Source organism: Streptomyces sp. NTH33 (genome assembly GCF_003236365.1).
In the GTDB taxonomy this organism is placed as follows: Bacteria; Actinomycetota; Actinomycetes; order Streptomycetales; family Streptomycetaceae; genus Streptomyces.
The window spans coordinates 1-23,493 of sequence record NZ_POTZ01000029.1; the positions used below are offsets into that span (position 1 = coordinate 1).

The following is a 23,493-nucleotide window of genomic DNA, read 5'->3' on the forward strand; positions in this document are numbered from 1 at the left end:
CGACATCCGCGCCTGGATCAAGCTGTGGAACGAAGATCCGCGGCCGTTCGCCTGGGTGAAGACCGCGGACGAGATCCTCGAACGCCTCGCCGGATATCTTCAGCGAATCAAAGACTCAAGACACTAGAGACTGAGCGTGACCGCGGCGGCGGTGCCGCCCAGGCCCAGGGCGAAGGCGGCCTCCGGCCAGCCGCCCGTACCCCAGCGGAAGAAACGGTCGACTGCCAGCCGGCCCGGACCGATGGCAGCGACGGCCAGGGCGACGACGGCGATGCACACGCTGTACTCCACGCCGCCGTCCGTCTCCCACAGGCCGTGGGCGCCGGTGACGGTGGCCATGGCATTGATCATCATGCCGATCAGGGCAGCGGCCGCGAGCGGTGTCAGCAGGCCGAGGGCCAGACCGAGGCCTCCGAGCAACTCGGACAGGCCCCCGATGACGGCGAACAGCTTTCCCGGTTGGTAGCCCAGGGCCGAAAACGCCTTGCCGGTCGCCGTCAGGCCACCACCCCCGAAGAATCCGAAAACTTTCTGGGCGCCGTGCGCGGCCATCAGCAGTCCGAAGGTCAGCCTGATGAGCAGCAGGCCGCAGTCGGCGGCGGTCGCCGTCGGCGCGGTGGCGGTGGCGGTGGCGGTGGGATGCGCCACCGGTTTCGTGGAAGGAGCGGAGAGGTTCAGGATGCGCTTGGTCAACATGGCAATACTCCGGTTGGAATGCCGGAACGGGCATTTCCCCCAGCTCGGACGGATGCCGAGCAACCGGTGAGGGACGGGCCCCACGCAGCACCGCGGAGTGCGCCCGGACACGATTCTTCCGCTGCGGGCGGTGCCGTGTGCCGGGCGGGGTGGCCCGCGGGACAGGCGGCCGTCGTCGCGTCAGTGGTCCTGGGTCATCTGGTCATCGTGATCGGTCTCGTTCGGGCCCAGCCGCACACAGCATTCTCCGGGCTCGGGGGCCAGGACGGCTTGGATTCCGCTGACCCGGAGGCCTTCGAGGAAGCCGCTGAGGAGGGCCTGGTTCATGCCGCACACCAGGTCGGGAGCCTTCGCGGCCAGCGGGTGGAAGGGGCAGTTGCGCAGCCGCAGCCGGGTGGGGGTCTCCCGGACCGGCTCGTAGCCGTAACGGTCCAGCAGCTGCTCGCAGGCGGTCAGTCCGCGCTCGGGGCCCAGCCGGCCCGGCCGGGTCTCCTCACGTGCGGCCTCGCCCATCCGCCGGCCTCGCTGTTCGGCGGACCGCACGGCTGCCTGCGCGGCGTTCTCGTCGGCGCCCTCGGTCAGAACGGCGTCCAGCAGAAGGTCCGCCAGGAGTTCGTGGCGCCGCTCGGGGATGCTGACCGTGATCTGGGCGTCGGTGGGTTCGTACACCTTCGGCCGCCTGCCGACCTTGCGGATCCCGCCGGGCGATGCGTAGCGGGCGCGCAACAGGCCGGCGTCGACGAGCTTGTCGAGGTGGAAGGCGGCGAGTTTGCGCGAGATGCCGACGCTGGCGGCGGCCTCGTCGCGGGTGACGGCGCGGCGGGCACGACGGATGAAGGCGAACATGCGCCGCCGTGATTCCTCGCTCAGCACGCTGACGGAGTCGATGGCGGTACCGGCCGCGTCAGCCCGCGGAGTCGGGTCAGAAGCCACAGGACCAGAGTAACTCCCACCTGCGTGGGCGCAAGTGTTCCTTTGGCGTTCTGTGCTGGGTGCCTTGACGCCTCCCTCGATAAAGCCAAAACTTGTTGGTGAAACCAGAAGGAGGTTTCGATGGCCCATGAGTCTCAGCTTCAGGCGAAGCACCCGGTCAGCGCCTCACTCGCCGGCCCGTACGGCCGTCCGTTCCGCCCGATCCCGGTGACCGTGCCGATCGGTGCCTGGGTGGCCGGCCTGGTGTCCGACATCGCTTCCCGGGTCGTGCACCGCCCAGGACTCCTGCCCCAGGGCTCGCAGTGGTTGCCGGACTTCGTTCGGCCCGCTGCTGCCGGTCGCCCCGCTGGGGTTCATGACACCGGCCCGCCGGCTCCCCGTCCACCGCGACCACGCCACGGCCGGGACGGCACCGGCGGCCGCCATCGCTCCAGGAGCCGGAGGGGCCGTCCCCGCCGAACGGCACTTCCCGCTCGCGGTGGTGCCGGCACACGGCCTGCTCGCCGTGGTCACCCTCGTCCTGGCCCTGCTCACCGCCCTGGGCATCGGCGGCGGCTGACATGACCGAGCGCCCGCACCGCGGCACTGCCCGAACGGACCCGCACGACAGGGAGGGGACGGCACCCGCACGGCCCGCCCTGCGGGTGGTCCACGAGCCCGGCGGTGTCGACCTGGCCGCCGCGGAGGCCGCGGCCGGCCGGTTCCTCGACGCACTCGGCATCTCCACCGCCTCGGAGAGCCTGCGCGGCACACCGGGCCGGATGGCCCGCGCGTACGCCGAACTGTTCAGCCCGCGCCCCTTCGACCTCACCACCTTTCCCAACGACGAGGGTTATGACGAACTCGTCCTGGCCCGCCGCATTCCGGTCCGAAGCGTCTGCGAGCACCATCTGCTGCCGTTCGTCGGCACCGCCCACGTCGGCTACCTGCCCGGCGCCCGGATCCTGGGCCTGTCGAAGCTGGCCCGTGTCGTCGAGCACTTCGCCTGCCGGCCGCAGGTCCAGGAACGCCTGACCAAACAGGTCGCCGACTGGCTGCAGAACCACCTGGAGCCCAAGGGCGTCGGGGTGGTGATCGAGGCCGAGCACACCTGCATGACCCTGCGCGGCGTCCAGGCCACCGGCTCCAGCACCATGACCTCCGCCCTGCTCGGCCTGCTGCGCTCCGACGCCCGGTCCCGCAGCGAATTCCTCGCCCTGACCGGCGCGGCCTCATGACCGACACCGCCGCCCATGCCTCCCCCCTCTCCCCCGGCGGCCCGGCCCAGAACCTGACGAAGCACTACTGGCCGCCGGGGCCGCCGGGGGTACGGCGGCCCCCCGGTCGGCGTCGTGACGGCCGCGTCAGGAACCGCTGCGCCGGTCTCCTCCGTGGTGGGGTGCGGAGCCCGGCCGTGTCGCGTCCGTCGCCGTGGCCGTCGTGAACGGCAGCACGAGCCGGGAGGGGTGCGCGGCGTCGCGGTAGATCTTGTGGGTGACGGGGCGGCCCACCGGCAGGTGGAAGGCGTCCGGCGGCAGCAGCGCGTTGTGCGCGTCGGCCAGCGGCTCGTTGTTCGACAGCTCCACCACCAGGCGGTGACCCGGCTTGAAGGTGGCCGCGAACGGGTGGAGCCGCAGCACGTACTCCTCGATCCTCCCGGGTTCCACCGGCACCGTGCGGGTGTGCGGGTGGTAGGGGTTGCCCTCGGTGGTGCGCTCCTCGTCGAGTTCGCGGTGGGAGGCCTTGAGGTAACCGGTGGTGATCAGCTGCCGCTTGCCGCCGGGGGCCTCGTCCCACAGGCGCAGGATGAAGTTGGTGTCGTCCTGGTCGATCTGTGCGAACAGGTGCGCCGCGCCGGTGCCGATCAGCTCGGTGGGCTCCTCGAACGGCTCGGTGCGCCAGTCCAGCACCTCCACCTTGTCGGTGACGGTGAGCGGTGCCTGGTAGAAGCCGTCGGGGGCGGCGTGCTCGGCGCCCATGAGCTCGGGCTCGAAGGAGAGCTTGCGGCGCGGGCGCAGGTAGAGCGACTTGTACGCGATCCCCTTCGGCGGCCACTGCTCCGCGGTGACCACCTCGCGCGAGCCCTCCACGAAGACACTCACGGACGGCTCGTCCATGATGCCGTTGTCGATGCCCTTGAGCCAGTACTCGTACCAGCGGAACATCTTGTCGTGCTCCTCGATCCAGGGGCGCGACTGCATGGGCGGGTAGGAGCCGATGTCCAGCTTCTTGGGCCCCTTCAGGACATTGAACAACTCGACGTGGCCGTCCACGGTCCAGCCGCGTCCCTGGTCGATCTGCAGGTAGACCGGGATGTCGATGTTCTCGGCCAGCGTGATCGGGTTGCGCTCCTCGTACCAGTCGCCGTCGAGGGGGTTCATCACGATGTCGAACCAGAACTCGCGGTTCTTCGGGTACTTGAGCACGTGCACGAGGTTCGGCCAGGCCGCCACGTCCGGGTCCTTCAGCCGCTCCTCGACGAGCTTCTTCAGCTCCTCGGGCGCATACACCTCCTGCATGCGGGACTTGACGTTGGTGTGCGCGATGCCGGAGTCCCCGCCGCGGCCCTCGCGGGCGGCGCGCGGCATGAACCACATGATGCCGCCGTGGTAGGTGGTCTCGTAGAAGTCGTAGTGGCCGCCGCTGACGAAGATCGCCTTGAGGTGCGGGGGCCGCTCCGCGGCGGCGAGCACCTGCATGGAGCCGAAATAGGAGATGCCGATCATGCCGACGTTGCCGTCGCACCACGGCTGCGCGGCGACCCACTCGACGAGGTCGTACAGGTCCTGCCCCTGCGGGACGCCGCCGAAGTTGTAGTTGCCGATCATGACGCCGTCGGAATCACCGGTTCCGCGCATGTCGCCGATGACGTGGACGTAGCCCTCCTTGACGACGCGCGCGATGTCGCCGGCCTCGATGCAGCCGTCCCACATCGGGCTGGGCCGGAGCTGCGGCGGCGTGGTGAGGGCGAGGGCCTGCAGTTCCTTGCCGTAGGCGCTCATCGCGATCAGGGCCGGCCGCGGCGTGTCGTCCTGGCCGTGGTAGGCGTCCACGGCGAGTTCGACGCCGTCCCGCATCGGCACCCGGAGGTCCTTGCGGACGGCGATCGTCTGCTCGCCCGCCCGGATCGTCTGGAAGTCAGTCATGAGTGCGAAGCTCCTGTGTCACAAGTTCTGCTCGAGATGCGTGCGGTAGCCGTGCATCGATGTGAAGAACGGCGAGGGCTCGAGCGTGGGATCGCCGGTGTAGCCGAGCTCCTCGGCGACGCGGGCGAACGGGGAGTACGGCGAGTCCGTCTCCCGCAGGCCGGCCTCCAGGCAGCCGCAGGCGGCAGCGGTGACGCGGCCCTCGACGGCGAGGCTCTGGGTGATGGCCTCCTGTGCCTGCGCGGCGTCGAGCTCGACGCCGTACGGCGTGCCGTCCGCGCGGCGGTACGGGTGCCCGAGGTACAGGTGCTGCGGACGGATCTCGTCACGCAGGTACTCCAGGCCGGCGCGGTAGGCGACCGGGTCCGTGTAGCCGGGGAAGCCGTTGGCGGCCCCGTGGACCTGCACGGCGTCGCCGGTGAACACCGATCGCTGCCCGTCGACGACGTAGGCGACCGATCCGGGCGTGTGGCCCGGGATCGAGTGCACCGAGACGGTGACGTCGCCGCCGAGGGAGAGGGTCTCGCCGCCCTTGACCAGCAGGGTGGGCTCCATCTCGCCGGAGATGACGGCGTTCGCGGCCGCCGCCACCTTCGCCTCGCCCTCGGGATCGCCCAGGTACCGGCCCCGTCCCGCGAGGTACTCCTCCACGTGGGCCCGCCGCGAGCGGAGCATCGGCGCGTCGGCCTCGTGGATCACCACCTGGGCGCGCCGGCCGGTGAGCTCCCACAGGGCGTACGCCCCGCCGACGTGGTCGATGTGACCGTGGGTCAGCAGGATCCAGCGCACGTCCTCGATACGGCGCCCGATCGCCTCGAGCGCGGGAGCCATCCCCTCGGCGGGCGAGGAGGCGATGCCGGTGTCGACGACGGCCGGCTCGGGTGCGTCGATGAAGAAGCTGTACAGACCGAACCGGCCCCATGGCGAGACCAAGGGGTGGACGTCGACTGCGTGCGTCATGGCCCTCTTTCTGAACTCGGTACCCGGGTCGGCCGGGTCAGCGCCGGCCGAGGAAGTCGCGCGTCTGGACGAAGACCCTGTGGTACTCCGGGATCCAGGAGAAGTGCTGGACGAAGCCGTGGCCCGCGCCCTCGTACCGGCTCACCGTCGCCTCCACTCCGGCCTCCCGCAGCCGCCGGCCGTAGAGCTCGCCCTCGTCGCGCAGCGGGTCGTACTGCGCGGTGACGATGAGGGCCGGCGGCAGCCCGGTGAGGTCCGCCCGCTTGACCGGCGAGACGAGCGGGTCCGCGGGATCGGCGCCGCTGTCGAGGTAGAAGGCGTTGAAGGGCTTCAGCCCGGCCGTCTCCAGGCCGTAGCCCACGGCGTTCTCCCGCAGCGAGGCATAGCGGTCGACGTCGAAGTCCAGGTCCAGCGAGGGGTAGTAGAGGATCTGGTGCGTGATCCGGTCGAAGCCGTCGTCGTGCGCCCTGGCCGCGACCGCGGCGGCGAAGGTGCCGCCGGAGCTGTCGCCGGCGACGGCGAGGGTCGTGCCGTCCCAGGCGAGGCTCTCACCTTCCTCGGCGGCCCAGCGCACGACCGCGTAGCAGTCGTCGAGACCGGCCGGGAAGGCGGCCTCGGGTGCCAGGCGGTAGCCGACGGAGACGACCTTGAGCCCGGTCTCCTCGGCCAGCGAGCGCGCGACGTGGTCGTGCGTCTCCAGGCTGCCGAGGAAGAACGCGCCGCCGTGGAAGTAGACCAGCAGGCCGTGGCTGTCGGCCTCGACCGGCGTGTAGATCCGCACCGGTACCTCGCCCGACGCCGTCCGCGCGGTCACGTCCTCGACCGCGTGGAGCGGCAGGCGCTCCTCGAGGGGAGTGACGTGCGCCTCGTCCGCGGCGCGCAGGGAGACCGGGTCGAGCGGACCCTCGGGCGGGGCCGGCAGGCCGGCGAGGACCTTGGCGATTTCAGGATGCAGCGGCATGGGGGTCACTCCTTCGGCGCGGCAGCCGCGGGCTTCTGCCCGGGGAAGACATCGTTGATCTCGTCCTCGCTCCAGCCCTGCCGCGAGATGTGCTGCAGCTTGTCGGTCACCGGCTTGCGGGTGGCCTGGTACAGGGCCAGCCCCTCCTTCACGGAGTCCGCCTCCCGCAGGGCGTCGGCGAGCGCGCCGGCGTCCTCGATGGCCGAGTTCGCGCCCTGGCCCTGGTGGTGCAGCATCGAGTGGGCCGCGTCGCCCACGAGGACGACGGAGTCCGAGTGCCACGTGTCGACCGGGTCGGTGTCGTAGACCGCGCGGATGTTCACGGTGTCCATGTCGAGGTCGCGCGTGATGCTCACGAGACGCTCGTCGAAGCCCTCCACCGTCTTCAGCATGTCGTCCTTCGTGACCTGCGGGTTCCAGGTGCTGTCCGGGCACAGGGCGGTGATGTCGAACGACACCTGGCCCCGGTGGCGCAGCGGCAGCAGGTAGATCTTCGTGCCCCTGCCGATGTACATCCGGAGGTTGTCGTCGGCGACCATCCCGTGGGTGTCGTCGACGGAGATGACCGCGCGGTAGGCGTGCTCACCGGAGAACACCGGGCCCTTGTCGCTGAACAGCTGCCGGCGCACGACCGACTTGATGCCGTCGGCGCCGACGACCAGGTCCGCCTCGACGGTCCTGCCGCCCGCGAAGGTGAGGACGGAGCTGTCGCCGTTGTCCTGGACGGTCTCCAGCTTGTGGCCGAGGTGCACCATGCCCTCGGGGAGCACGCCCAGGAGGGCGTCGATGAAGTCCCCGCGGTGGATCAGGTGGGTGTGGGTCTGGTCACCGTCGGCCGGCCACGTCTCTTTCATGATCGGCTCGGCGGTGGCCGTGAGGATCTCGAAGTACTCGCTCGGCGAGCTCACCTTCGCGATCGCGTCGAAGATGCCCCACTGGCGGAACCGGTTCATGGTGGCGGGACGCAGACCGATGCCGGCGCCGACCTCCCGGATCCGGTTCGCCTGCTCGTAGACGTTGACGTCGGCGCCGAGCAGGCTCAGGGCCTTGGCCGCCGCCGCGCCGCCGTATCCCGCTCCGACGACGGCGATCTTCAGGTTCTTCAAGGCTGAGGACTGCATGGTGGTTCTCTCTGCTTCTGACTGGTCGGGCTACTTCTGGATGGTCAGGAAGTCGGCCGGGTTGTCGACGAAGATCGTCTTGATCGCGGCCTCGTCGAGCCCGGCGGCGCGGAGGTCCGGAATGAGGTCCTCGAAGAGGTAGTTGACGGTGTGGCCCTTCACGCCCGGCCAGCCCAGCGGGCTGCAGTTGGCGTCGGCGGAGGCGAGGACCTGCTTCAGCCGGCGGCCCTCGTCGATGAACCTCAGGAAGTGGTCGAGGCGCTCCTTGCGGGGGCGGGCCCAGAACGGCGGGTCCGGAAGTTCGGTCTCGTAGCCGAAGGTGTCGAAGCCGATGCGGCCGCCCTGCTCCGCGATCCAGACATCCCGCGTCTTGTCGGCGTTCACGCCGTCGTCGACGTGCCCGAACAGGACGCGGTCCAGGGGGAGGCCCTCTTCGTCGAAGATCGCGATCGCGTTCTCGGCGTCGATCGCGAGGTGGGTCAGGATCGGCACGCCCGTGGTGAGCGAGGCGCGGGCCGCGGCGCGGTAGATGCGCTTGTCCAGGTCCGTCATACGGCCGCCGCGGCTCACCCCGACCTTGATGACACCGGCGAGGCTGCCGGTGCCGCCGATGCCGACGGTGATCTCGTGGACGAACTGCCGGGTCAGGTAGTCCACGTCGGCCCGGGCGAAGTGCGGCAGGGCGGTGTCGCCGCCGACGAAGCCGGTGCAGGCGACGATGTGGACGCCGGTCTTCGCGGACAGCGACTTGTAGTGGTCGACGTCACGGCCGTTGCAGATCCCGGTCACGTCGACGAAGGTGCCGCCGCCGTACTCGTGGAACGTGCGCAGCTTCGGGACGGTCTCCTCGTACCGCTGCTCGGGGGTCTTCCACCACTTCGTGTCCAGCTCGGAGCCGGGCATGCCGTAGCCGATGTGCTCGTGGATGGCCACGAGACCCAGCTCCTCGCTCGGGACGGGCCCCAGGACGGTGTTCACTCGCGACACAGAACTCACCTTTGAGAAAGAGGACTTGACGGGTGTTCGCGTCGGTGCGGTCAGCGCACCGACAGCAGGTCGCGCGGGTTCTCCACGAGAATCCGCCGCACGTCCTCGTCGCTGAGGCCCTGTGCCTCCAGGAGCGGGACGAAGGTGGTCAGGACGTAGCTGTACGGCAGGTCGTTGCCAAGGTGGCCCTTCGCCACCCCGGTCGCGCTGCTCGAGAGCAGGATCCGGTTGCCGAAGCCGGCCCGCACGAGGTCGGCGACCAGAGCGGCGCGCTCGGCATCGGTGATGTGGGTCTCGTCCTCCGTGCCGACGTGGTCGAGTGCGACGTAGGCGCCGCGGCGGGCGATCTCGAGGGAGGCGCCGGTGGCGACGGCGTCCTTGCGGTCGAGTCCGCCGACGACGACGCGGTCGGCCGGCAGCTTCTCGTCCAGGACGACGTCGAGGTCGTGGACGGCGTCGCTCCCGTAGCGGAGGGAGACCGCGACGCCGGTGCTCAGGGCGGTCCGGGCCGCACCGCGCAGCAGGCTCTCGTCGGTCGCGGTCATGCCCTCGGGGGTCGCGGCGGTGGCCACCAGGCCGGCGGCGCCGCGTCGTTCCACGCGCGGGACCACCATGCCCTCGGTGATCTCCTGGGTGAAGAGGCCGGCGAACTTCTCCGCCGGCCACGGCGTCGGCGGGTTGGTCTGCGGCGTGAGGAAGTAGCCGCCGAGCATCTTCTCCGGGCCCTGGCCCGTCGAGGCGACGATGTGCACGCCGGTCGCGCGGGAGAGGGTCTCGTACAGCCGGACGTCCCGGCCGTGGAACATGCCGGTGCTGTCGACGATCGTGCCGCCACCGTGGGCACGGAAGTCCTTCAGCTTCGCGGCGATGGTCTCGAAGATCTCGGCGCGGTCGATGGTGATGTCGAAGGCGTACTCCGCGCCCGGAACCACCGACAGCAGCGCCTCGTGGACCGAGACGACGCCCAGATCCTCAGCCGGCACCGGGCCCAGGACGGTGTTCACGGTGTTGTTCTTGCCGCTCATGCCTGCCTCACGTGTGCGGGGTGGGGTGCTCAGCACCCTGTGGCTGCAGTCACGTTAGCCATTCGGTTTACATGTCGTCAATGAAATAAACACTCAGAAAAAATAATGCACGGAGCGTTACCCAGGCATGACAGCATGCACGTCGTGCATGTGACAGCATGTAAAACATTCACTTGCTGAATGCGCGGCCCGCCCACTTCACTGACGGCATGACCACCCCGCCTACCTCCGATGTCGACCTCTTCGCCGACGAGGTCGTCCTCGACCCGTACCCCGTCTACGCCGAGCTGCGGAAGCAGGGCCCTGTCGTCCACCTCCGGAGGAACGACGTCTACGCGCTGACGCGGTACGACGTCATCCGGGACGCGCTCGCGGACTGGCAGTCGTTCTCCTCGACTTCGATCGCGTTCAATCCGATGGCGAACGAGGCGCTCACCGGCACCTCGCTCGCGTCCGACCCGCCGGTGCACACCCAGCTGCGCGCCACGCTCACCGAGAACCTCTCGCCGCGCGCGCTGCGCGGCCTGAAGGGCCGCATCGAGGCGAAGGCGGACGCTCTCGTCGCCGAGCTCGTCGAGAAGGGTTCCTTCGAGGCCATCGACGCCCTCGCCCGGGCCTTCCCGCTGGAGGTCGTCGCGGACCTGATCGGCTTCACGGGCCACGTGCGCGACAACATGCTGCGCTGGGGGCAGGCCGCCATGCAGGTCCTCGGCCCGATGAACCAGCGCACGGCCGAGAACTTCCCCGTGGCCGGCGAGCTCTACGGATGGTGCTCCCAGGTCAAGGCCGACGACCTGGCCGAAGGGTCCGTGGGCCGCGGCATCTTCGACGCCGAGGCACGCGGCGCCATCCCGCCGGACACGGCGGGTCACATCATCCACCAGTACCTCGGTGCCGGCGTCGACACCACCATGGCGTCGATCGGCAACATCGTCGCCCTCCTCGGCGCGCACCCCGATCAGCTCGCCCTGATCCGCCAGGACCGGTCGCTGGTGCCCGCGGCGTTCAACGAGGTACTGCGCTTCTGGGCTCCCCTCCACGCCTGGGGGCGGCGCGCCACCGAGGACGTCGACATCGACGGGGTCACCATCCCCGCGGGTGCGCAGATCGCGATCCTGTTCGGCGCCGGCAACCGCGACGCCCGGCACTACGAGGACCCGGACGACTTCCTCGTCACGCGCAACCCGGTCGACCACCTCTCGTTCGGCTACGGCCCGCACGGCTGCGCCGGTCAGGGACTCGCCCGCCTGGAGGCGCACGCCGTGATCGACGCGCTGGCCCGGCGCGTCGAGCGCCTCGTCGTCGGACCCGAGACCCGCGTCCCCGGCAACACCACCCGGAGCATCGAGAAGCTCCCCGTCCTGGAGGTGATCCCCGCATGAAGATCGTTCTTGACCGTCCCCGTTGTGAGGGCCACGGCCTCTGTGAGGAGGCCGCACCGCAGCTCATGCACCTCGACGACGACGGTGAGCTGGTGCTGCACCGCGAGGAGATCGAGGAGGCCGACGCCGCCCTGGCGAACGCCGCCGTCCGGGTGTGTCCGGTCGCGGCGCTGAGGATCGCATGAGCGGCGGCACCGTCGACCGCGTCGTCGTCGTCGGCAACGGAATCGCCGGGCTCACCGCGGCCGACTCGCTCCGTGAGGCCGGCTTCGACGGCGAGCTGACCGTCGTCGGCGACGAACCGCACCCCGCGTACAGCCGCCCGGCCCTCTCCAAGGCGCTCCTGCTCGACGGCGACGACCTGTCGTCGCACCAGCTCGCGCCGGTCGGCCACGGTGCGAGAGAGCTTCTGGGCGTACGCGCGCGAGGACTCGATCTCGATCGTCGGCTCGTCACCCTCGACGACGGCACGGCTCTGCCGTACGACCGGGTCGTCCTGGCCACCGGCTCCCGGGCGCGACGGCTGTCCGACCTGCCCGAAGAGCTCACCTTGCGGGGGCTGGACGACGCGCTGTCCCTGCGCGGCCGGCTGGTGGACAAGCCGCCGGTCGTCGTGGTGGGGGGCGGCCCGCTCGGCATGGAGATCGCCTCGGGGTGCCTGGCCTCGGGCTGCGAGGTCACCCTCGTCTCCCAAGGCGCGCCGCTGACCCTCCAGCTCGGCCCGTACCTCGCCGACGTCTTCGTCCGGGCCGCCCTGGGCCAGGGGCTCACGATCGTCGAGACCGAGCTGGCACGGATCGAACGACGGGACGGCGGTGCCCGGGTCGTGCTCGACGAGGGCACGGTCCTGGAGTCGGAGATCATCGTGTCGGCCGTCGGCGACGTGCCCAACACGGAATGGCTCGCGGACACCGGACTCGCGCCGAAGGGTGCCGTCCCGGTCGACTCGCGGGGGCTGGTCCGCCACGACGTCGCCGCCGTCGGTGACCTCGCGGCCTTCCCCACGCCGTACGGCCTGCGCCGCATGCCCTTCTGGACCAGTGCGATCGAGCAGGCGAAGGTCGCCGCGAGGGCACTGCTCCACGGCGACGACGCGCCGCCGCTGCGGTTCCAGCCGTACTTCTGGACCGAGCAGTTCGGGCTGAGCCTCAAGGCTGTGGGCCATCTGCCGCTGGAGGGGGAACCGACGTACGTCGACGGAGAGCCCGGGGGCGGGCCGGCGTTGATGCGCTGGTCGCGCGAGGACGGGACCGGTGTGGCCGCGGCGCTCAACCACCGGGTCCCGATTCCCCGGCTGCGTCGTATGAGCCAGGCAGCCGCGTAGGGTTCTTCACCATGGGATACGACGGAGAGGGCGCCGCAGGTTCGGGGCTGGACCGGCTGGCGTCGGTCAACCTCAACCTGTTGGTGCCCCTCCTCGCGCTCCTGGAGGAGCGTTCGGTGACCAGGGCGGCGGAACGAGTCGGTCTGTCACAGCCGGCGATGAGCCATGCCCTGACGAGAATGCGGCGTCTGCTGGGTGACGACCTCGTCGTCCGGCAGGGGGCGGGCGTCACGCTGACCCCGCGGGCACAGGAGCTGATCGCGCCGCTGCGCAGTGCGCTGCAGCAGACGGCACGCATCGTGGACTTCCCCTGCTTCGACCCCGCCACGGATCAGCGCGTCATCACGATCGCCATGACGACCAGCACAGCGTTCGTCGTCGGCCCCCGACTGACGCGGCTCATCGCCGAGCGTGCTCCTCGCGCCACGTTGCGTCTGCGTACGATCACGGTGCCGACCGAGGCCACCTTCACCGACAAGGGCGTCGACGTCGTGCTGATCTCCGAGGGGCACTTCTCACCGTATCCGCGCGAGCGGCTGTACGACGACCGCTGCGTGGTGGTGGCCTCACCGGACACGCCACCGGACGCGAGCGCGCTCGACCTGCTGACCGCACAGCCGCACATCGTCGTCGACACCGATCGGCGGGTCTTCCCGTACTCGGTGCTGGAGGAGCGGGGCGTCCCCTATCGCGTCGGCACGTTGATCTCCGACTTCCTGCTGGTCCCCTGCCTGGTCGCCCGCGCGGGCGGCGTCGCCCTGCTTCGCCACCGGGTCGCCGCCGCCATGCAGGCGCTGGTCGACCTGCGGATCGAGGAGTTCCCGTTCCCGATTCCCGGGCTCGGGATCGACATGGTCTGGAATCCCCGGCTGACTGATCAGTACTTCGTCGAATGGCTCCGGGCGCTGCTGTTCGACGTCGCGAGGCACCTCTGACGCCGGCCGGGGAGTGCGCGCCCCGTCCCGCGGGCCCCGTCAGGTCAGCAGCCGTACCCAGCTGGCGCTGAGCTCGTCGAGCATCTGGTCACGCGTCAGCTTCCAGTCGGCACGGTCCCAGTTCTGGGCGACGAAGTCGAGCTCGGCCATCGCGAGGACCCCACGGAAGCGGCGCTGATGGGGTTCGAAGCGGCCGGCCGTCGTCAGTCCGTCCTCGATGTCGCTGATGGCCTCCTCCAGCCATCGCTCGACCAGGTCGGTGAGTTCCGGATCGACCACCGCGGCATCGCGGCCGATGCGGATGATCGGCCGGATGGTCGGCCAGCTGTCGGCGGTTCGCCGCAGCCACGCCGTGATCGCCTCCGGCGTCCCCTCGGCGACGGTGGCGACGAGGTCCCGCGCCGTGGAGCCGTGTTCGGGAGAACGGACACGCTGCAGCACCTCGTTGAGCTGCTCGTCGATGAGCGCCTTCATCAGGTCGCTGCGGGAGGGGAAGTATGCGTAGAAGGTCACCCGTGTGGTGCCCGCCGCAGTCGCGATGTCGTCGACCGTGGTGGCGGCGTACCCCTTCGCCTTGAACAGCTCGAGTCCTGACTCCAGCAGCAGACGGCGCGTCATCCGCTTCTGCGCCTCACGAAGGTTCGCCATGCCCGAGATCCTAACGCCCCCGCTGCACGTCGAGCACACACACCGACTTCACGCTTTACGGACCGTATATAAATTTTACTAAGCGTGCGTCGCACTGTTCACGCTCATCGCGGGCACGCCGTCGCGAGTCTGCCGTCCGTGGCTCACGGGAGCAGGTCGACAAAGAGCCGTTCCCGCAGCCGCGCGACCGTGGTGCCGTACGTCTCCAGGACGCGGACCCCGTCCGGGCCGGGGGCGAAGACGCCGTGGTCGGTGTAGACGAGGCTGACGCAGGCGGTCCCGGTGAGCGGATACGTGCACGCGGGAACGAGCTTGGGGGCGCCGTCCCGGGTGAACAGCTTCATCATCACCAGGACCTGCCGCGCTCCGACGGCGAGGTCCATCGCGCCGCCCACGGCGGGGATGGCGTCGGGATCACCGGTGTGCCAGTTGGCCAGGTCACCGTGGTGCGAGACCTGGAACGCCCCGAGGACACACACGTCCAGGTGACCACCGCGCATCATCGCGAAGGAGTCGGCGTGGTGGAAGTACGCCGCCCCGGGCAGCTCGGTGACCGGTACCTTTCCGGCGTTCGTGAGGTCGGGGTCCACCTCGTCGCCCACCGCGGCCGGCCCCATGCCGAGCATGCCGTTCTCCGTGTGCAGCACGATCCCCGCGTCCGGCGGCAGGTGCTCGGCGATCCTGGTCGGCTGCCCGATGCCGAGGTTGACGTAGGAACCGGCCGGGATGTCGCGGGCGATGCGGGCCGCGAGTTCGTCGGTGGTGAGCGGGCCCCGGTCGGTGTGCTCCACGGGGCCCGTGCCGGGCGTGGTGTTCGTGGTCGTCATCAGCGGGCTCCTTGCACGGTGAGCCGGCGGGCCTCGGCCCGTACGAGGCGGTCGACGTAGATGCCGGGAGTCACCACGGTCTCCGGATCGATCTGCCCGACGGGCACGATGTCGGTGACCTGGGCGACGACCGTGGTGGCCGCGGTGGCCATCACGGGGCCGAAGTTCCGGGCGGTCTTGCGGTAGACGAGGTTGCCCATGGTGTCCGCCCGGTGCGCGGAGATCAACGCGACATCGCCCTTGATCGGGTACTCCAGGACATGGGCGCGTCCGTCGATCTCCCGGACCTCCTTGCCCTCCGCCAGCGGGGTGCCGGCGCCGACGGGACAGTAGAAGGCGCCGATGCCCGCCCCGGCGGCCCGCATCCGCTCGGCGAGGGTGCCCTGCGGTACGACCTCCAGCTCCGCCCGGCCGGCCCGGTACAGCTCGTCGAACACGTAGGAGTCGCTCTGCCGGGGGAAGGAGCAGATCACCTTGCGCACCCGGCCCGCCTTCAGCAGTGCGGCCAGGCCCACGTCCCCGTTGCCGGCGTTGTTGGACACCACGGTCAGCTCGCTGGCCCCCTGCCGGATCAGCGCGTCGATGAGATCGAACGGCATGCCCGCCAGACCGAATCCGCCCACCAGGACCGTCGAGCCGTCCTCGATGCCCGCGACGGCCTCGTCGGCCGTCGCGGCGATGGTCGCGGTCATCCCCGGCTCACCTCGTCGGTGACGTTCTCCAGGACCACGGCGAGGGCCTGGCCCACGCCGATGCAGATGGCCGCGACGCCCCAGCGTTCGCGCCGCTCGCGCAGCACCTTCGCCAGGGTGCCGAGCAGCCGGCCGCCGGAGGCGCCCAGCGGATGCCCGAGGGCGATGGCGCCGCCCCGGGTGTTGACGATCTCCGGGTCGACGCCCCAGGCGTCCACGCAGGCGAGCGACTGCACCGCGAACGCCTCGTTCAGCTCGACCGCGCCGACGTCGCTCCAGCCGATACCGGCCCGGCGCAGTGCCTTGTCGGCAGCTTCCACCGGGGCGAAGCCGAACATCTGCGGCTCGACCGCGTGCACCCCGCGTCCGGCGATGCGGGCGACGGGAGCCGGCCCGATCCGGTCGGCCGCCTTGGCGGTGCCCAGCAGCACGGCGGACGCCCCGTCGCTCAGCGGGGAGGCGTTGCCGGCGGTGATCGTCCCGTCCGGGCGGAACGACGGCTTCAGAGCCGCCAGTCTCCCGGGGTCGGTGTCGGGGCGGATGCCCTCGTCGCGGGCGAGCCCCTCCACGGGGAGGACCAGGTCGTCGTAGAAACCGTCGTCCCAGGCCCGGGCAGCGAGCCGGTGGGAGCGCACCGCGAACGCGTCCTGCCGTTCCCGGGAGATCGAGAACTTCTCCCCGAGCAGTTCGTTGCACTCCCCCAGCGAAGCCGTCCACTCCTTCGGCATCGCGGGGTTGACCAGCCGCCAGCCCAGGGTCGTGGAGACGGCCGTGACATGGCCGGCGGGGTAGGCGCGGTCCGGCTTGGGCAGCACCCAGGGCGCGCGGGTCATGGACTCCACGCCGCCGGCGACGACGATGTCCGCGTCGCCGGACTCCAGGGTGCGCGAGGCGATGATCGCCGCGTCCAGACTGGAGCCGCACAGCCGGTTCACGGTGGTGGCGGGCACGCTCACCGGCAGTCCGGCCAGCAGCACCGCCATCCGGCCGACGTTGCGGTTGTCCTCGCCGGCGCCGTTCGCGTTGCCCCACACCACGTCGCCGATGGCGGCGCGGTCCAGGTCCGGCGCCCGGTCCAGCAGTCCGGTCAGCGCGGTGGCGGCGAGATCGTCGGGCCGCACCCCCGCCAGGGCTCCGCCGAACCGGCCGAACGGGGTGCGGACCGCCGCGTAGAGGTAGGCGTCGCTCACGGTGTGCCGCTCCCCGTCAGGGTCAGCGGTTCGCCCTCCGCGTCCTCGACGGCCGCCGAGGAGAGCGGGACCGGCGTGAACATGGGGGGCTCCTCGTCCGGCGTCAGCGCGGTCGGGCCGTACAGCCAGTCCACGAACGAGTAGTCGTAGGTGTCGCGGGCGCGCAGCAGCACGTTGCGCTGCTCGCGGGCGACACCGTCGAGGTGCCACAGCTCGCCCCACTTGCGGGACGTGGTCAGCACGCGGCGGCAGTGCTCCGGGCGGACGGCCTCGTAGGCGGCGAGGGCGGCGTCCCAGTCGATCGTGCCGTCGGCGGCGCGGTTGCGGGCGACGTGCTCGCCCAGTACCCAGCCGTCCTCGATGGCCATGATCGCGCCCTGCGCGATGTACTGCAGCGGCGGGTGCGCGGAGTCGCCGAGCAGCGCGATCCGGCCGTGGACCCAGTTCATGACCGGGTCGCGGTCGAACATCCGCCACCACTTGTCCCGCCACATGAACGGCAGGCCGTCCCTGACGAAGCCGCAGGTCTCGGCGAAGGCGGCGTCGAGCTCGTCCGGCGTGCCCCAGTCCTCCCGGCCGGCCAGCGCCTTGGGCGACTCGAAGACCGCGACCTGGTTGAGCATCTCGCCGCCGCGCAGGCCGTAGTGGACGAAGTGGCAGCCGGGGCCGATGTACACCACGACCTCGCTGAGGTCGACGGACTTCACCCGCGGCAGCCCGGCGGGGACGGTGCCGCGGTAGGCGACGTACGCCGAGGAGACGGGCTCGTCGTCGACGAGCAGCTTGCGGGCGACGGAGTGCAGGCCGTCGGCCGCGATCACGACGCCGGCCTCGTGGGTCTCGCCGGAGGCGAGGGTCACGCGGGCGCCGTCGCCGGTGTTCTCGTACGAGGTCACCTGCGCGTCGTTGATCAGCTCGACACCGGCGCGTTCGCACGCGCGCAGCAGCAGGCCGTGCAGGTCGCTGCGGTGGATGACCAGGTACGGGTAGCCGTAGCGCTCCTCCAGGTCCCGCAGGTCGATCCGGGTCAGCTCGTCGCCGTCGACGGCGTCGCGCATGACCATCGTGTCCGGGACGACGCCGAGGCTCTTGGCCTCCTGAAGGAGGCCGTAGTCGTCGAGGATGCGGGTGCAGTTGGGGGCGAGCTGGATGCCGGCGCCGACCTCGCCGAAGGCGGGGGCGCGCTCCAGCAGGCGGACGCTCAGGCCCTGGCGGGTCAGCGAGAACGCCGCGCCGAGGCCGCCGATGCCGCCGCCGACGACGATCACATCAGGGTGGGACATGACTTGCTCCTCTGCTACAGCCACGGGCCGAGCTCGGGAGCGTCGGCGAGCGTGTGGGGGCGGCCGGCCAGCCAGGCGGCGACCTCGGGCAGAGGGCCGTCGGGGAGCTCGGTCAGCCCGCGCTTGGTGCTGATCTCGTCGACCAGGGCGGCCAGGAAGCCGTTCGGGAGATCGGCGAAGGTGATGCCGGTGCCGAGGTCGACGGCGTGGACGCAGACCTCGCGGGCGCGCATCCACGGGAGCTCGGTGGCGGGGACGGTGCGGCCCTGGGCGGTGACGACCTGGTGCCGCCACTGCTCGTCGGTGAGCCGGTCCAGTCCCTCGTCGAGCGCCTGCGCGGAGGCGTCCACCCAGGAGCGGAGTTCCTCGGCCGTCAGGGTCGCGCCCTTGGCGATGCCGGCGGCGCGCTCCTCGGGGGAGGCGTACATCGGCGTCTCCTCGCCGGTGGCCGCCCAGCGCACCAGGTTGCCCAGGGCGTCGGCGTTGGCGGCGACGTGCGCCGCGAGGTGCCTCCGGGTCCAGTCCGGCAGCACGCTGGGGGCGGAGAAACCGGCCTCGTCGAGGCCCGCGACGGCGTCGAGCAGCAGCTCGGTGCCCGTGCGGGCCCACTCGCGCGCGTCGGCGGACGTCCGCGTGGGGGCGGTCATCCCTCGACCACCTTGTTGGTGCAGGCGCCGAGGCCGGCGATCTCGGTGATCACGGTCTGGCCGGGGAGCAGGAAGACCTTGGGGTCGCGGGCGTTGCCGACGCCGGCCGGGGTGCCGGTGGCGATGATGTCGCCCGGGCGCAGGGTGATGACGGTGGAGATGTACTGCACCAGGAAGACCGGGTCGAACAGCAGCGTGCCGGTGTCGTCCTGCTGCATGACCTGGCCGTCGACGACCGTCCTGACCTCGAGCGCGGGGCGGACGCCGCCGGCCTCGTCGGGGGTGACGACGTAGGGGCCGACCGGGGTGGAGGCCTCCCAGATCTTGCCCTGGGTCCACTCGATGGTGCGGAACTGCCAGTCGCGCACCGAGATGTCGTTCATGACGGTGAAGCCGGCGATGGCGTCGGCGGCCTGCTGCTCGTCGGCGCGGCGCACCTCCTTGCCGATCACGACGGCCAGCTCGACCTCCCAGTCGAGCGCGTCGGTCTCGGCCGGCTTGACGATGTCGTCGCCCGCGCCCAGCAGGGTGTCGGCGAACTTCGGGAACAGGGTCGGGTAGTCCGGCAGCTCCCGGCCCATCTCCTTGATGTGGTTGGTGTAGTTGTGGCCGACGCAGACGACCTTGGACGGGTTGGGGACGACCGGCGCGAAGTCCGCGTCCTCGACCGGGTAGGCGGTGCCGGAGGCCGCGGCGGCCTTGGACTGCCAGTCGGCCTCGGCGAACAGCTCGCCCAGGTCGGCGTACCCGAGGTCGACGAGGACCTCGCCGTCGAGGCGGACCGCACGGGTCCCTTCGGCGGTGCGGATGGTGGCGAGCTTCATGTTCAGACGTCCTTCTGGGTGCGGTCGAGCTTGAGCGCCTCGAAGACGGGCGCGTCGGAGAAACGGAACAGGTCGAGGGCGCCCTCGTCGGAGTCGGTCGCCCCGGCCTCGGACCTGGCGGAGAACGGCTCCCAGGACGGGACGGCGAACAGGTCGCCGCGGCCGACCGTCCAGGACCTGTCGCCGACGGTCACCACGCCGGAGCCGTCGAAGACCTGGTAGACCGACGAGCCGGTCTCGCGCACCGGCGCGGTCTCGGTGCCGCGGGCGATGCGGTGGAACTCGGCGCGGACGGTCGGCAGGACGTCGGAGCCGTCGTGCGGGTTGGAGTAGCGCACCGCGGCGTGGCCGGGCTCGACGGTGCCGCCGAAGCCCTCCTTCTCCAGCAGGAGCTGGTCGCGCAGGGCGGCGTTGGTGTACTCCCACTTGTAGGACAGCAGAGGGCTGCCCGGCGTGGCCGGGACGGCCGACAGCGGGCGCAGGCCCGGGTGGCCCCACAGGCGCTCGGAGCGCGAGCGGTCCGGGGTGATCCGCTCGGCGTCGCTGAGCTCGTCGCGGCCGAACTCGAAGAACTGCGCCTCGGTGACGTACTGGAAGGGGATGTCCAGGCCGTCGATCCAGGCCATCGGCTCCGAGGTGGCGTTGTGGTGGGCGTGCCAGTTCCAGCCGGCCTGCGGGAGGAAGTCACCGCGGTTCATCGGCACCGGGTCGCCGCCGACGACCGTCCACACACCCGAGCCCTCGACGACGAAGCGGAACGCGTGCTGGGTGTGCCGGTGTTCGGGGGCGTCCTCGCCCGGCATCAGGTACTGGATGGCGGCCCACAGGGTGGGCGTGGCGAACGGCCGCCCGCCCAGGGAGGGGTTGGCCAGCGCGATGGCCCGGCGCTCACCTCCGCGGCCGACGGGGACCAGGTCGCCGGCCCGGGCCGCCAGCTCCCGCAGCCGCTCCCAGCGCCACAGGTGCGGCACGGCGCGCGAGCGCGGGTGGGCCGGCATCAGGTCGCCGATCTCGGTCCACAGCGGGACGAGCAGCTCCTGCTCGAAGCCCCGGTACAGCTCTTCGAGCGCCGGGGTGACCTCGGGTTGCCCCTCCGCGGAGACGGCCTGGAGCCGGACCGGGGAACCCGTAGCGATGTCTTGGGCGGTGGAGGACTGAGTCACAGACCACAGCGTGCATCGTGTCTTCCAGGAGAACATGAGGATTCTGTAGAGCAGAATCAAAGGAGCGTGCCATGGACAAACCGCTCAAGACACCGCCGCCCTATCCCATCGCCAGCGTGGACCACGCGCTGCGGGCGGCGGCCATCCTGCAGATGGAGGGCGGCGCGACCGTGTCGCAGATCGCCGAGCGGCTGGGTGTCGCCAGGTCGACCGCCCACCGGGTCCTGGCGATGCTCGTCTACCGGGACTTCGCCGTGCAGGACGAGGACCGCGTCTACCGTGCGGGGCCGGTGCTGGAGCTCGCCGCGCACTCCCAGTCCCTGGTGTCGCGGCTGCGCGCGGCGGCCCTGCCCCATCTGCACCGGGTCGTCGATCTTCTGGACGAGACCGCGAACCTGATCGTGCGCACCGGGGACACGGCCCGGTTCATCGCCAGTGTGGAGTGCCGGCAGGCGCTGCGGGTCGGTTCCCGGGAGGGCATGGTGTTCCAGGCCCATCGCACGACGGCGGGGCTGCTCCTGCTCGCCGACCTCTCCGACGAGGAACTGGAGGAGGTCTACGCCCTCGAGCGTTACCGCGACCGTCCGGCCGATCGCCCGGATCTCGCCCGGCTGCGGACGGAGTTGAGGCGTCTGCGCCGCAACGGGTTCGCCGTCAACAAGGAGCGGTCCGAACGCGGTCTCGTCGCCGTCGGCGTACCGGTGCGCGACCGGGACGGCACCGCGCTGGCCGGTCTGTCGGTGTCGATGCCCAGCGTGCGCTACGACCCGCACCGCCTCCAGTTCCTGGCCGCCACCCTGGACGCCGCGGCGCACGCCCTGGAAAAGGACCTGGCCGAGCAGCACTGAGCCTCCTGAGCCCCTGGACCTCTGGTCGAACGACAGCTTGAATGCTGAACTTACGCCAACATTGCTCACCTTATGTTGCGAACACATCATTGACGTGACGTAAAGCGAGTGTCATTCTCCACGGCATCACGCCCGACTCGCGTCGTGCCCTTCTCCCCCACCGCGCACGCCGAGCCGAGCCCTTCCACGCTCTCAAGGCTCCCGCTTCCGGGACGCCCGCCTCTTTCCCAGCCAGGGAGAACAGCAATGACGCTCAACAGCGGGACGACCACGTCCCCGGGCCCAACCGCGGGGGCCGCCCGGATGCCGGGCTACGCGGGAACACTGGCTGCCGCCTGCGGTGCGGTCTTCGTGGCCCAGGTCGCGAATGCGCTGCCGGCCTCGCTGAACGGTCTCTTCCAGCAGGACCTGAACACGCACGGATCCCAGCTCACCTGGATCACCGCCGCGTTCATGATCGCCGTGGTCTGCTTCGAGTTCACCTTCGGTGTCCTCGGTGACCTCTTCGGACGGCGAAGGCTCGTCGCGGCCGGCACGGCCCTGGTCGCCGCGGGCAGCGCCGTGGCCGCGCTCGCACCCACCGTGCAGGTGCTGTGGATCGGCGCCGCCCTGAACGGACTGGGCGCCGGCGCCATGTTCCCCGGCTCGCTCACCGCGATCACCGCCGTCACCCGCACCGCCCGGGAACGGGCACACGCGGTGGCCCTCTGGAGCGGCTTCCTGTCCGCCGGCGCCGCCGTCTCACCGCTGCTCGGCGGCATGTTCGCCAAGGTCGGATCGTGGCGCGGTTCCTTCTGGGTGCTCGTCGGACTCGCCCTGGTCAGCATGGTGCTCACCCTGACGCTGGCCACGGAGTCGAAGGCGCCCGAGGGCCGCAAGCTCGACGTGCCCGGTCAGATCACCTTCGCCGTCGGTCTCGTCCTGGTGCTGTACGGCGCCGTCGAGGGCCCCGAGTCGGGCTGGACCAGCCTTCCCGTCATGCTCGCCTTCGTCTTCGGCGTATGCTTCCTCGCCGGGTTCGTCGTGGTGGAGCTGGGGGCCGAATCCCCGATCTTCGACCTGAAGCTGTTCCGCAACCGGGCCTTCACCGTGTCGTCCGTCGTCGCGGTCATCGGCATGCTCGCCTTCCTCGGCGCCTGCTTCGCGACGAGCATGTGGCTGGGTCCCGTGCAGCACCAGGACCCGATCCGCGTCGCGCTCCCCTTCCTGCTCCTCCAGGGGCCTGCCTTCCTGCTCATCCCGGTCGTCTCGCGGCTCCTGCACCGGGTCGCCGCTTCCTGGCTGCTGACCTCCGGATTCGTCCTGATGGCGATCGGCTGCCTGCTGTTCACCCGGCTGGACGTCACCGACCCGGGACTCGGCGCGTTCGTCGCGCCCGCCCTGCTGATCGGCATCGGTTTCGCCCTGACCGTCAGCTCGGTGACGGCCGTGGCGCTGAACAGCGTGCCCCCGAACCTGGCGGGCATGGCCAGCGCCACCACCAACATGCTGCGCGACCTCGGCTTCGTCCTCGGCCCCGTCGTCGTCGGCGCGGTCGCCCTCAGCAACGCGGGGTCGGCGTTCGCGGCGAACCTGTCCGGCGCGGACCTGCCGGGCGGTCAGGCGGCGGCGGCACGCGAGATCGCCCAGGCCGGGGGGCCCATCGCCGTGAACAGCCTGCCGCCCGGCGCCCCGGGGTCCGCGGCGCACGGTCTGGCCCTGGACGCCCTGGGCAGCGGTTTCAGTACCGCCTACCTGGTCTGCGGCGTGGCGGCCGCCGTCGCCGCGGCGCTGACCGCGTTCGGCATGATCGGTGTCCACGCCCGCCGTTCCGCCGAGAGCGAGCTGTCCGCACCCCTGCCGCCCGGCCACGACGACACACCGGAACCGGCCACCACCAGGTAGGCGGCCCGGCCGCCGGGCTCCCCGGTCGGATCCGCACA

General features: G+C 71.0%; 24 protein-coding genes. 8 read left to right on the forward strand and 16 right to left on the reverse strand.

The annotated features are described in order from the left end of the window. Positions 1–123 precede the first annotated feature (123 nt). Positions 124–696: a DoxX family membrane protein gene (locus tag C1I97_RS05025; protein ID WP_111002011.1), complete on the reverse strand. Its 573-nt coding sequence runs from the start codon at positions 694–696 to the stop codon at positions 124–126. Positions 697–876: 180 nt separating this feature from the next. Further along, a complete protein-coding gene (locus C1I97_RS05030; protein WP_111002012.1) occupies positions 877–1,629 on the reverse strand; it encodes a helix-turn-helix transcriptional regulator in 753 nt (250 codons plus the stop codon). Between the two features lie 355 nt (positions 1,630–1,984). On the opposite strand from C1I97_RS05030, the gene C1I97_RS05040 reads away from it, so the two are divergent. Further along, positions 1,985–2,188 carry a hypothetical protein gene (locus tag C1I97_RS05040; protein ID WP_258382430.1) on the forward strand — a complete coding sequence of 68 codons (204 nt, stop codon included), beginning with the start codon at positions 1,985–1,987 and terminating at the stop codon, positions 2,186–2,188. A 1-nt stretch (position 2,189) separates the two neighbouring features. Further along, on the forward strand, positions 2,190–2,846 hold the full coding sequence (gene folE / locus C1I97_RS05045; protein WP_111002013.1) for a GTP cyclohydrolase I FolE: 657 nt from the start codon (positions 2,190–2,192) through the stop codon (positions 2,844–2,846). Between the two features lie 126 nt (positions 2,847–2,972). Here the strand turns inward: folE and C1I97_RS05050 are convergent, their stop codons facing one another. The 6 genes from C1I97_RS05050 to C1I97_RS05075 are packed head-to-tail and all read right to left on the reverse strand — an operon-like array spanning position 2,973 to position 9,808. After that, on the reverse strand, positions 2,973–4,754 hold the full coding sequence (locus C1I97_RS05050) for a CocE/NonD family hydrolase (protein WP_111002014.1): 1,782 nt from the start codon (positions 4,752–4,754) through the stop codon (positions 2,973–2,975). Between the two features lie 18 nt (positions 4,755–4,772). Beyond that, complete coding sequence (locus tag C1I97_RS05055) at positions 4,773–5,714, reverse strand: MBL fold metallo-hydrolase (protein WP_111002015.1); 942 nt, start codon at positions 5,712–5,714, stop codon at positions 4,773–4,775. A gap of 37 nt (positions 5,715–5,751) precedes the next feature. Continuing rightward, positions 5,752–6,675, reverse strand: coding sequence for an alpha/beta hydrolase (locus C1I97_RS05060; RefSeq protein WP_111002016.1), 924 nt, complete (start codon positions 6,673–6,675; stop codon positions 5,752–5,754). 5 nt (positions 6,676–6,680) lie between these two features. Next, a complete protein-coding gene (locus C1I97_RS05065; RefSeq protein ID WP_111002017.1) occupies positions 6,681–7,796 on the reverse strand; it encodes an FAD-dependent oxidoreductase in 1,116 nt (371 codons plus the stop codon). 30 nt (positions 7,797–7,826) lie between these two features. Then, entirely contained in the window at positions 7,827–8,783 is a 957-nt protein-coding gene (locus C1I97_RS05070) for a phosphotriesterase family protein (RefSeq protein ID WP_111002018.1), read from the reverse strand. A gap of 50 nt (positions 8,784–8,833) precedes the next feature. Continuing rightward, positions 8,834–9,808: a phosphotriesterase gene (locus C1I97_RS05075; RefSeq protein ID WP_111002019.1), complete on the reverse strand. Its 975-nt coding sequence runs from the start codon at positions 9,806–9,808 to the stop codon at positions 8,834–8,836. Positions 9,809–10,017: 209 nt separating this feature from the next. Here C1I97_RS05075 and C1I97_RS05080 point away from each other — a divergent pair, with 209 nt between their 5' ends. From C1I97_RS05080 to C1I97_RS05095, 4 genes are read left to right on the forward strand one after another with little or no spacing between them, the layout of a single operon-like run. After that, entirely contained in the window at positions 10,018–11,190 is a 1,173-nt protein-coding gene (locus C1I97_RS05080; protein ID WP_111002020.1) for a cytochrome P450, read from the forward strand. Beyond that, complete coding sequence (locus C1I97_RS05085; protein ID WP_111002021.1) at positions 11,187–11,375, forward strand: ferredoxin; 189 nt, start codon at positions 11,187–11,189, stop codon at positions 11,373–11,375. The genes C1I97_RS05080 and C1I97_RS05085 overlap by 4 nt, the downstream gene beginning before the upstream one ends. Then, on the forward strand, positions 11,372–12,514 hold the full coding sequence (locus C1I97_RS05090; RefSeq protein ID WP_111002022.1) for an NAD(P)/FAD-dependent oxidoreductase: 1,143 nt from the start codon (positions 11,372–11,374) through the stop codon (positions 12,512–12,514). Before C1I97_RS05085 ends, C1I97_RS05090 begins: the two co-directional genes overlap by 4 nt. Positions 12,515–12,525: 11 nt before the next feature. After that, on the forward strand, positions 12,526–13,449 hold the full coding sequence (locus C1I97_RS05095) for a LysR family transcriptional regulator (RefSeq protein ID WP_111002023.1): 924 nt from the start codon (positions 12,526–12,528) through the stop codon (positions 13,447–13,449). A gap of 39 nt (positions 13,450–13,488) precedes the next feature. Here the strand turns inward: C1I97_RS05095 and C1I97_RS05100 are convergent, their stop codons facing one another. From C1I97_RS05100 to C1I97_RS05135, 8 genes are all read right to left on the reverse strand, one after another. Beyond that, positions 13,489–14,097, reverse strand: a complete 609-nt coding sequence (locus tag C1I97_RS05100; RefSeq protein ID WP_111002024.1) for a TetR/AcrR family transcriptional regulator — start codon at positions 14,095–14,097, stop codon at positions 13,489–13,491. A gap of 143 nt (positions 14,098–14,240) precedes the next feature. Continuing rightward, positions 14,241–14,924, reverse strand: a complete 684-nt coding sequence (locus C1I97_RS05105; RefSeq protein WP_111002025.1) for a 3-oxoacid CoA-transferase subunit B — start codon at positions 14,922–14,924, stop codon at positions 14,241–14,243. Next, positions 14,924–15,616 carry a 3-oxoacid CoA-transferase subunit A gene (locus C1I97_RS05110; protein ID WP_111002026.1) on the reverse strand — a complete coding sequence of 231 codons (693 nt, stop codon included), beginning with the start codon at positions 15,614–15,616 and terminating at the stop codon, positions 14,924–14,926. The genes C1I97_RS05105 and C1I97_RS05110 overlap by 1 nt, the downstream gene beginning before the upstream one ends. After that, positions 15,613–16,806, reverse strand: a complete 1,194-nt coding sequence (locus tag C1I97_RS05115; RefSeq protein WP_111002027.1) for a thiolase family protein — start codon at positions 16,804–16,806, stop codon at positions 15,613–15,615. Before C1I97_RS05115 ends, C1I97_RS05110 begins: the two co-directional genes overlap by 4 nt. Continuing rightward, positions 16,803–18,074, reverse strand: a complete 1,272-nt coding sequence (locus C1I97_RS05120; RefSeq protein ID WP_111002028.1) for an FAD-dependent oxidoreductase — start codon at positions 18,072–18,074, stop codon at positions 16,803–16,805. Before C1I97_RS05120 ends, C1I97_RS05115 begins: the two co-directional genes overlap by 4 nt. Before the next feature lie 29 nt (positions 18,075–18,103). Beyond that, positions 18,104–18,736 carry a maleylpyruvate isomerase family mycothiol-dependent enzyme gene (locus tag C1I97_RS05125; RefSeq protein WP_111002029.1) on the reverse strand — a complete coding sequence of 211 codons (633 nt, stop codon included), beginning with the start codon at positions 18,734–18,736 and terminating at the stop codon, positions 18,104–18,106. Next, positions 18,733–19,560 carry a fumarylacetoacetate hydrolase family protein gene (locus tag C1I97_RS05130; protein ID WP_111002030.1) on the reverse strand — a complete coding sequence of 276 codons (828 nt, stop codon included), beginning with the start codon at positions 19,558–19,560 and terminating at the stop codon, positions 18,733–18,735. Before C1I97_RS05130 ends, C1I97_RS05125 begins: the two co-directional genes overlap by 4 nt. A gap of 2 nt (positions 19,561–19,562) precedes the next feature. Then, positions 19,563–20,723 (reverse strand): cupin domain-containing protein, encoded by a 1,161-nt coding sequence (locus C1I97_RS05135; protein WP_111002031.1) that lies wholly within the window; start codon positions 20,721–20,723, stop codon positions 19,563–19,565. A 71-nt stretch (positions 20,724–20,794) separates the two neighbouring features. Here C1I97_RS05135 and C1I97_RS05140 point away from each other — a divergent pair, with 71 nt between their 5' ends. Next, positions 20,795–21,571, forward strand: coding sequence for an IclR family transcriptional regulator (locus tag C1I97_RS05140; RefSeq protein WP_111002032.1), 777 nt, complete (start codon positions 20,795–20,797; stop codon positions 21,569–21,571). A gap of 246 nt (positions 21,572–21,817) precedes the next feature. Continuing rightward, positions 21,818–23,455, forward strand: coding sequence for an MFS transporter (locus C1I97_RS05145; protein WP_111002033.1), 1,638 nt, complete (start codon positions 21,818–21,820; stop codon positions 23,453–23,455). The last annotated feature ends 38 nt before the right edge of the window (positions 23,456–23,493 follow it).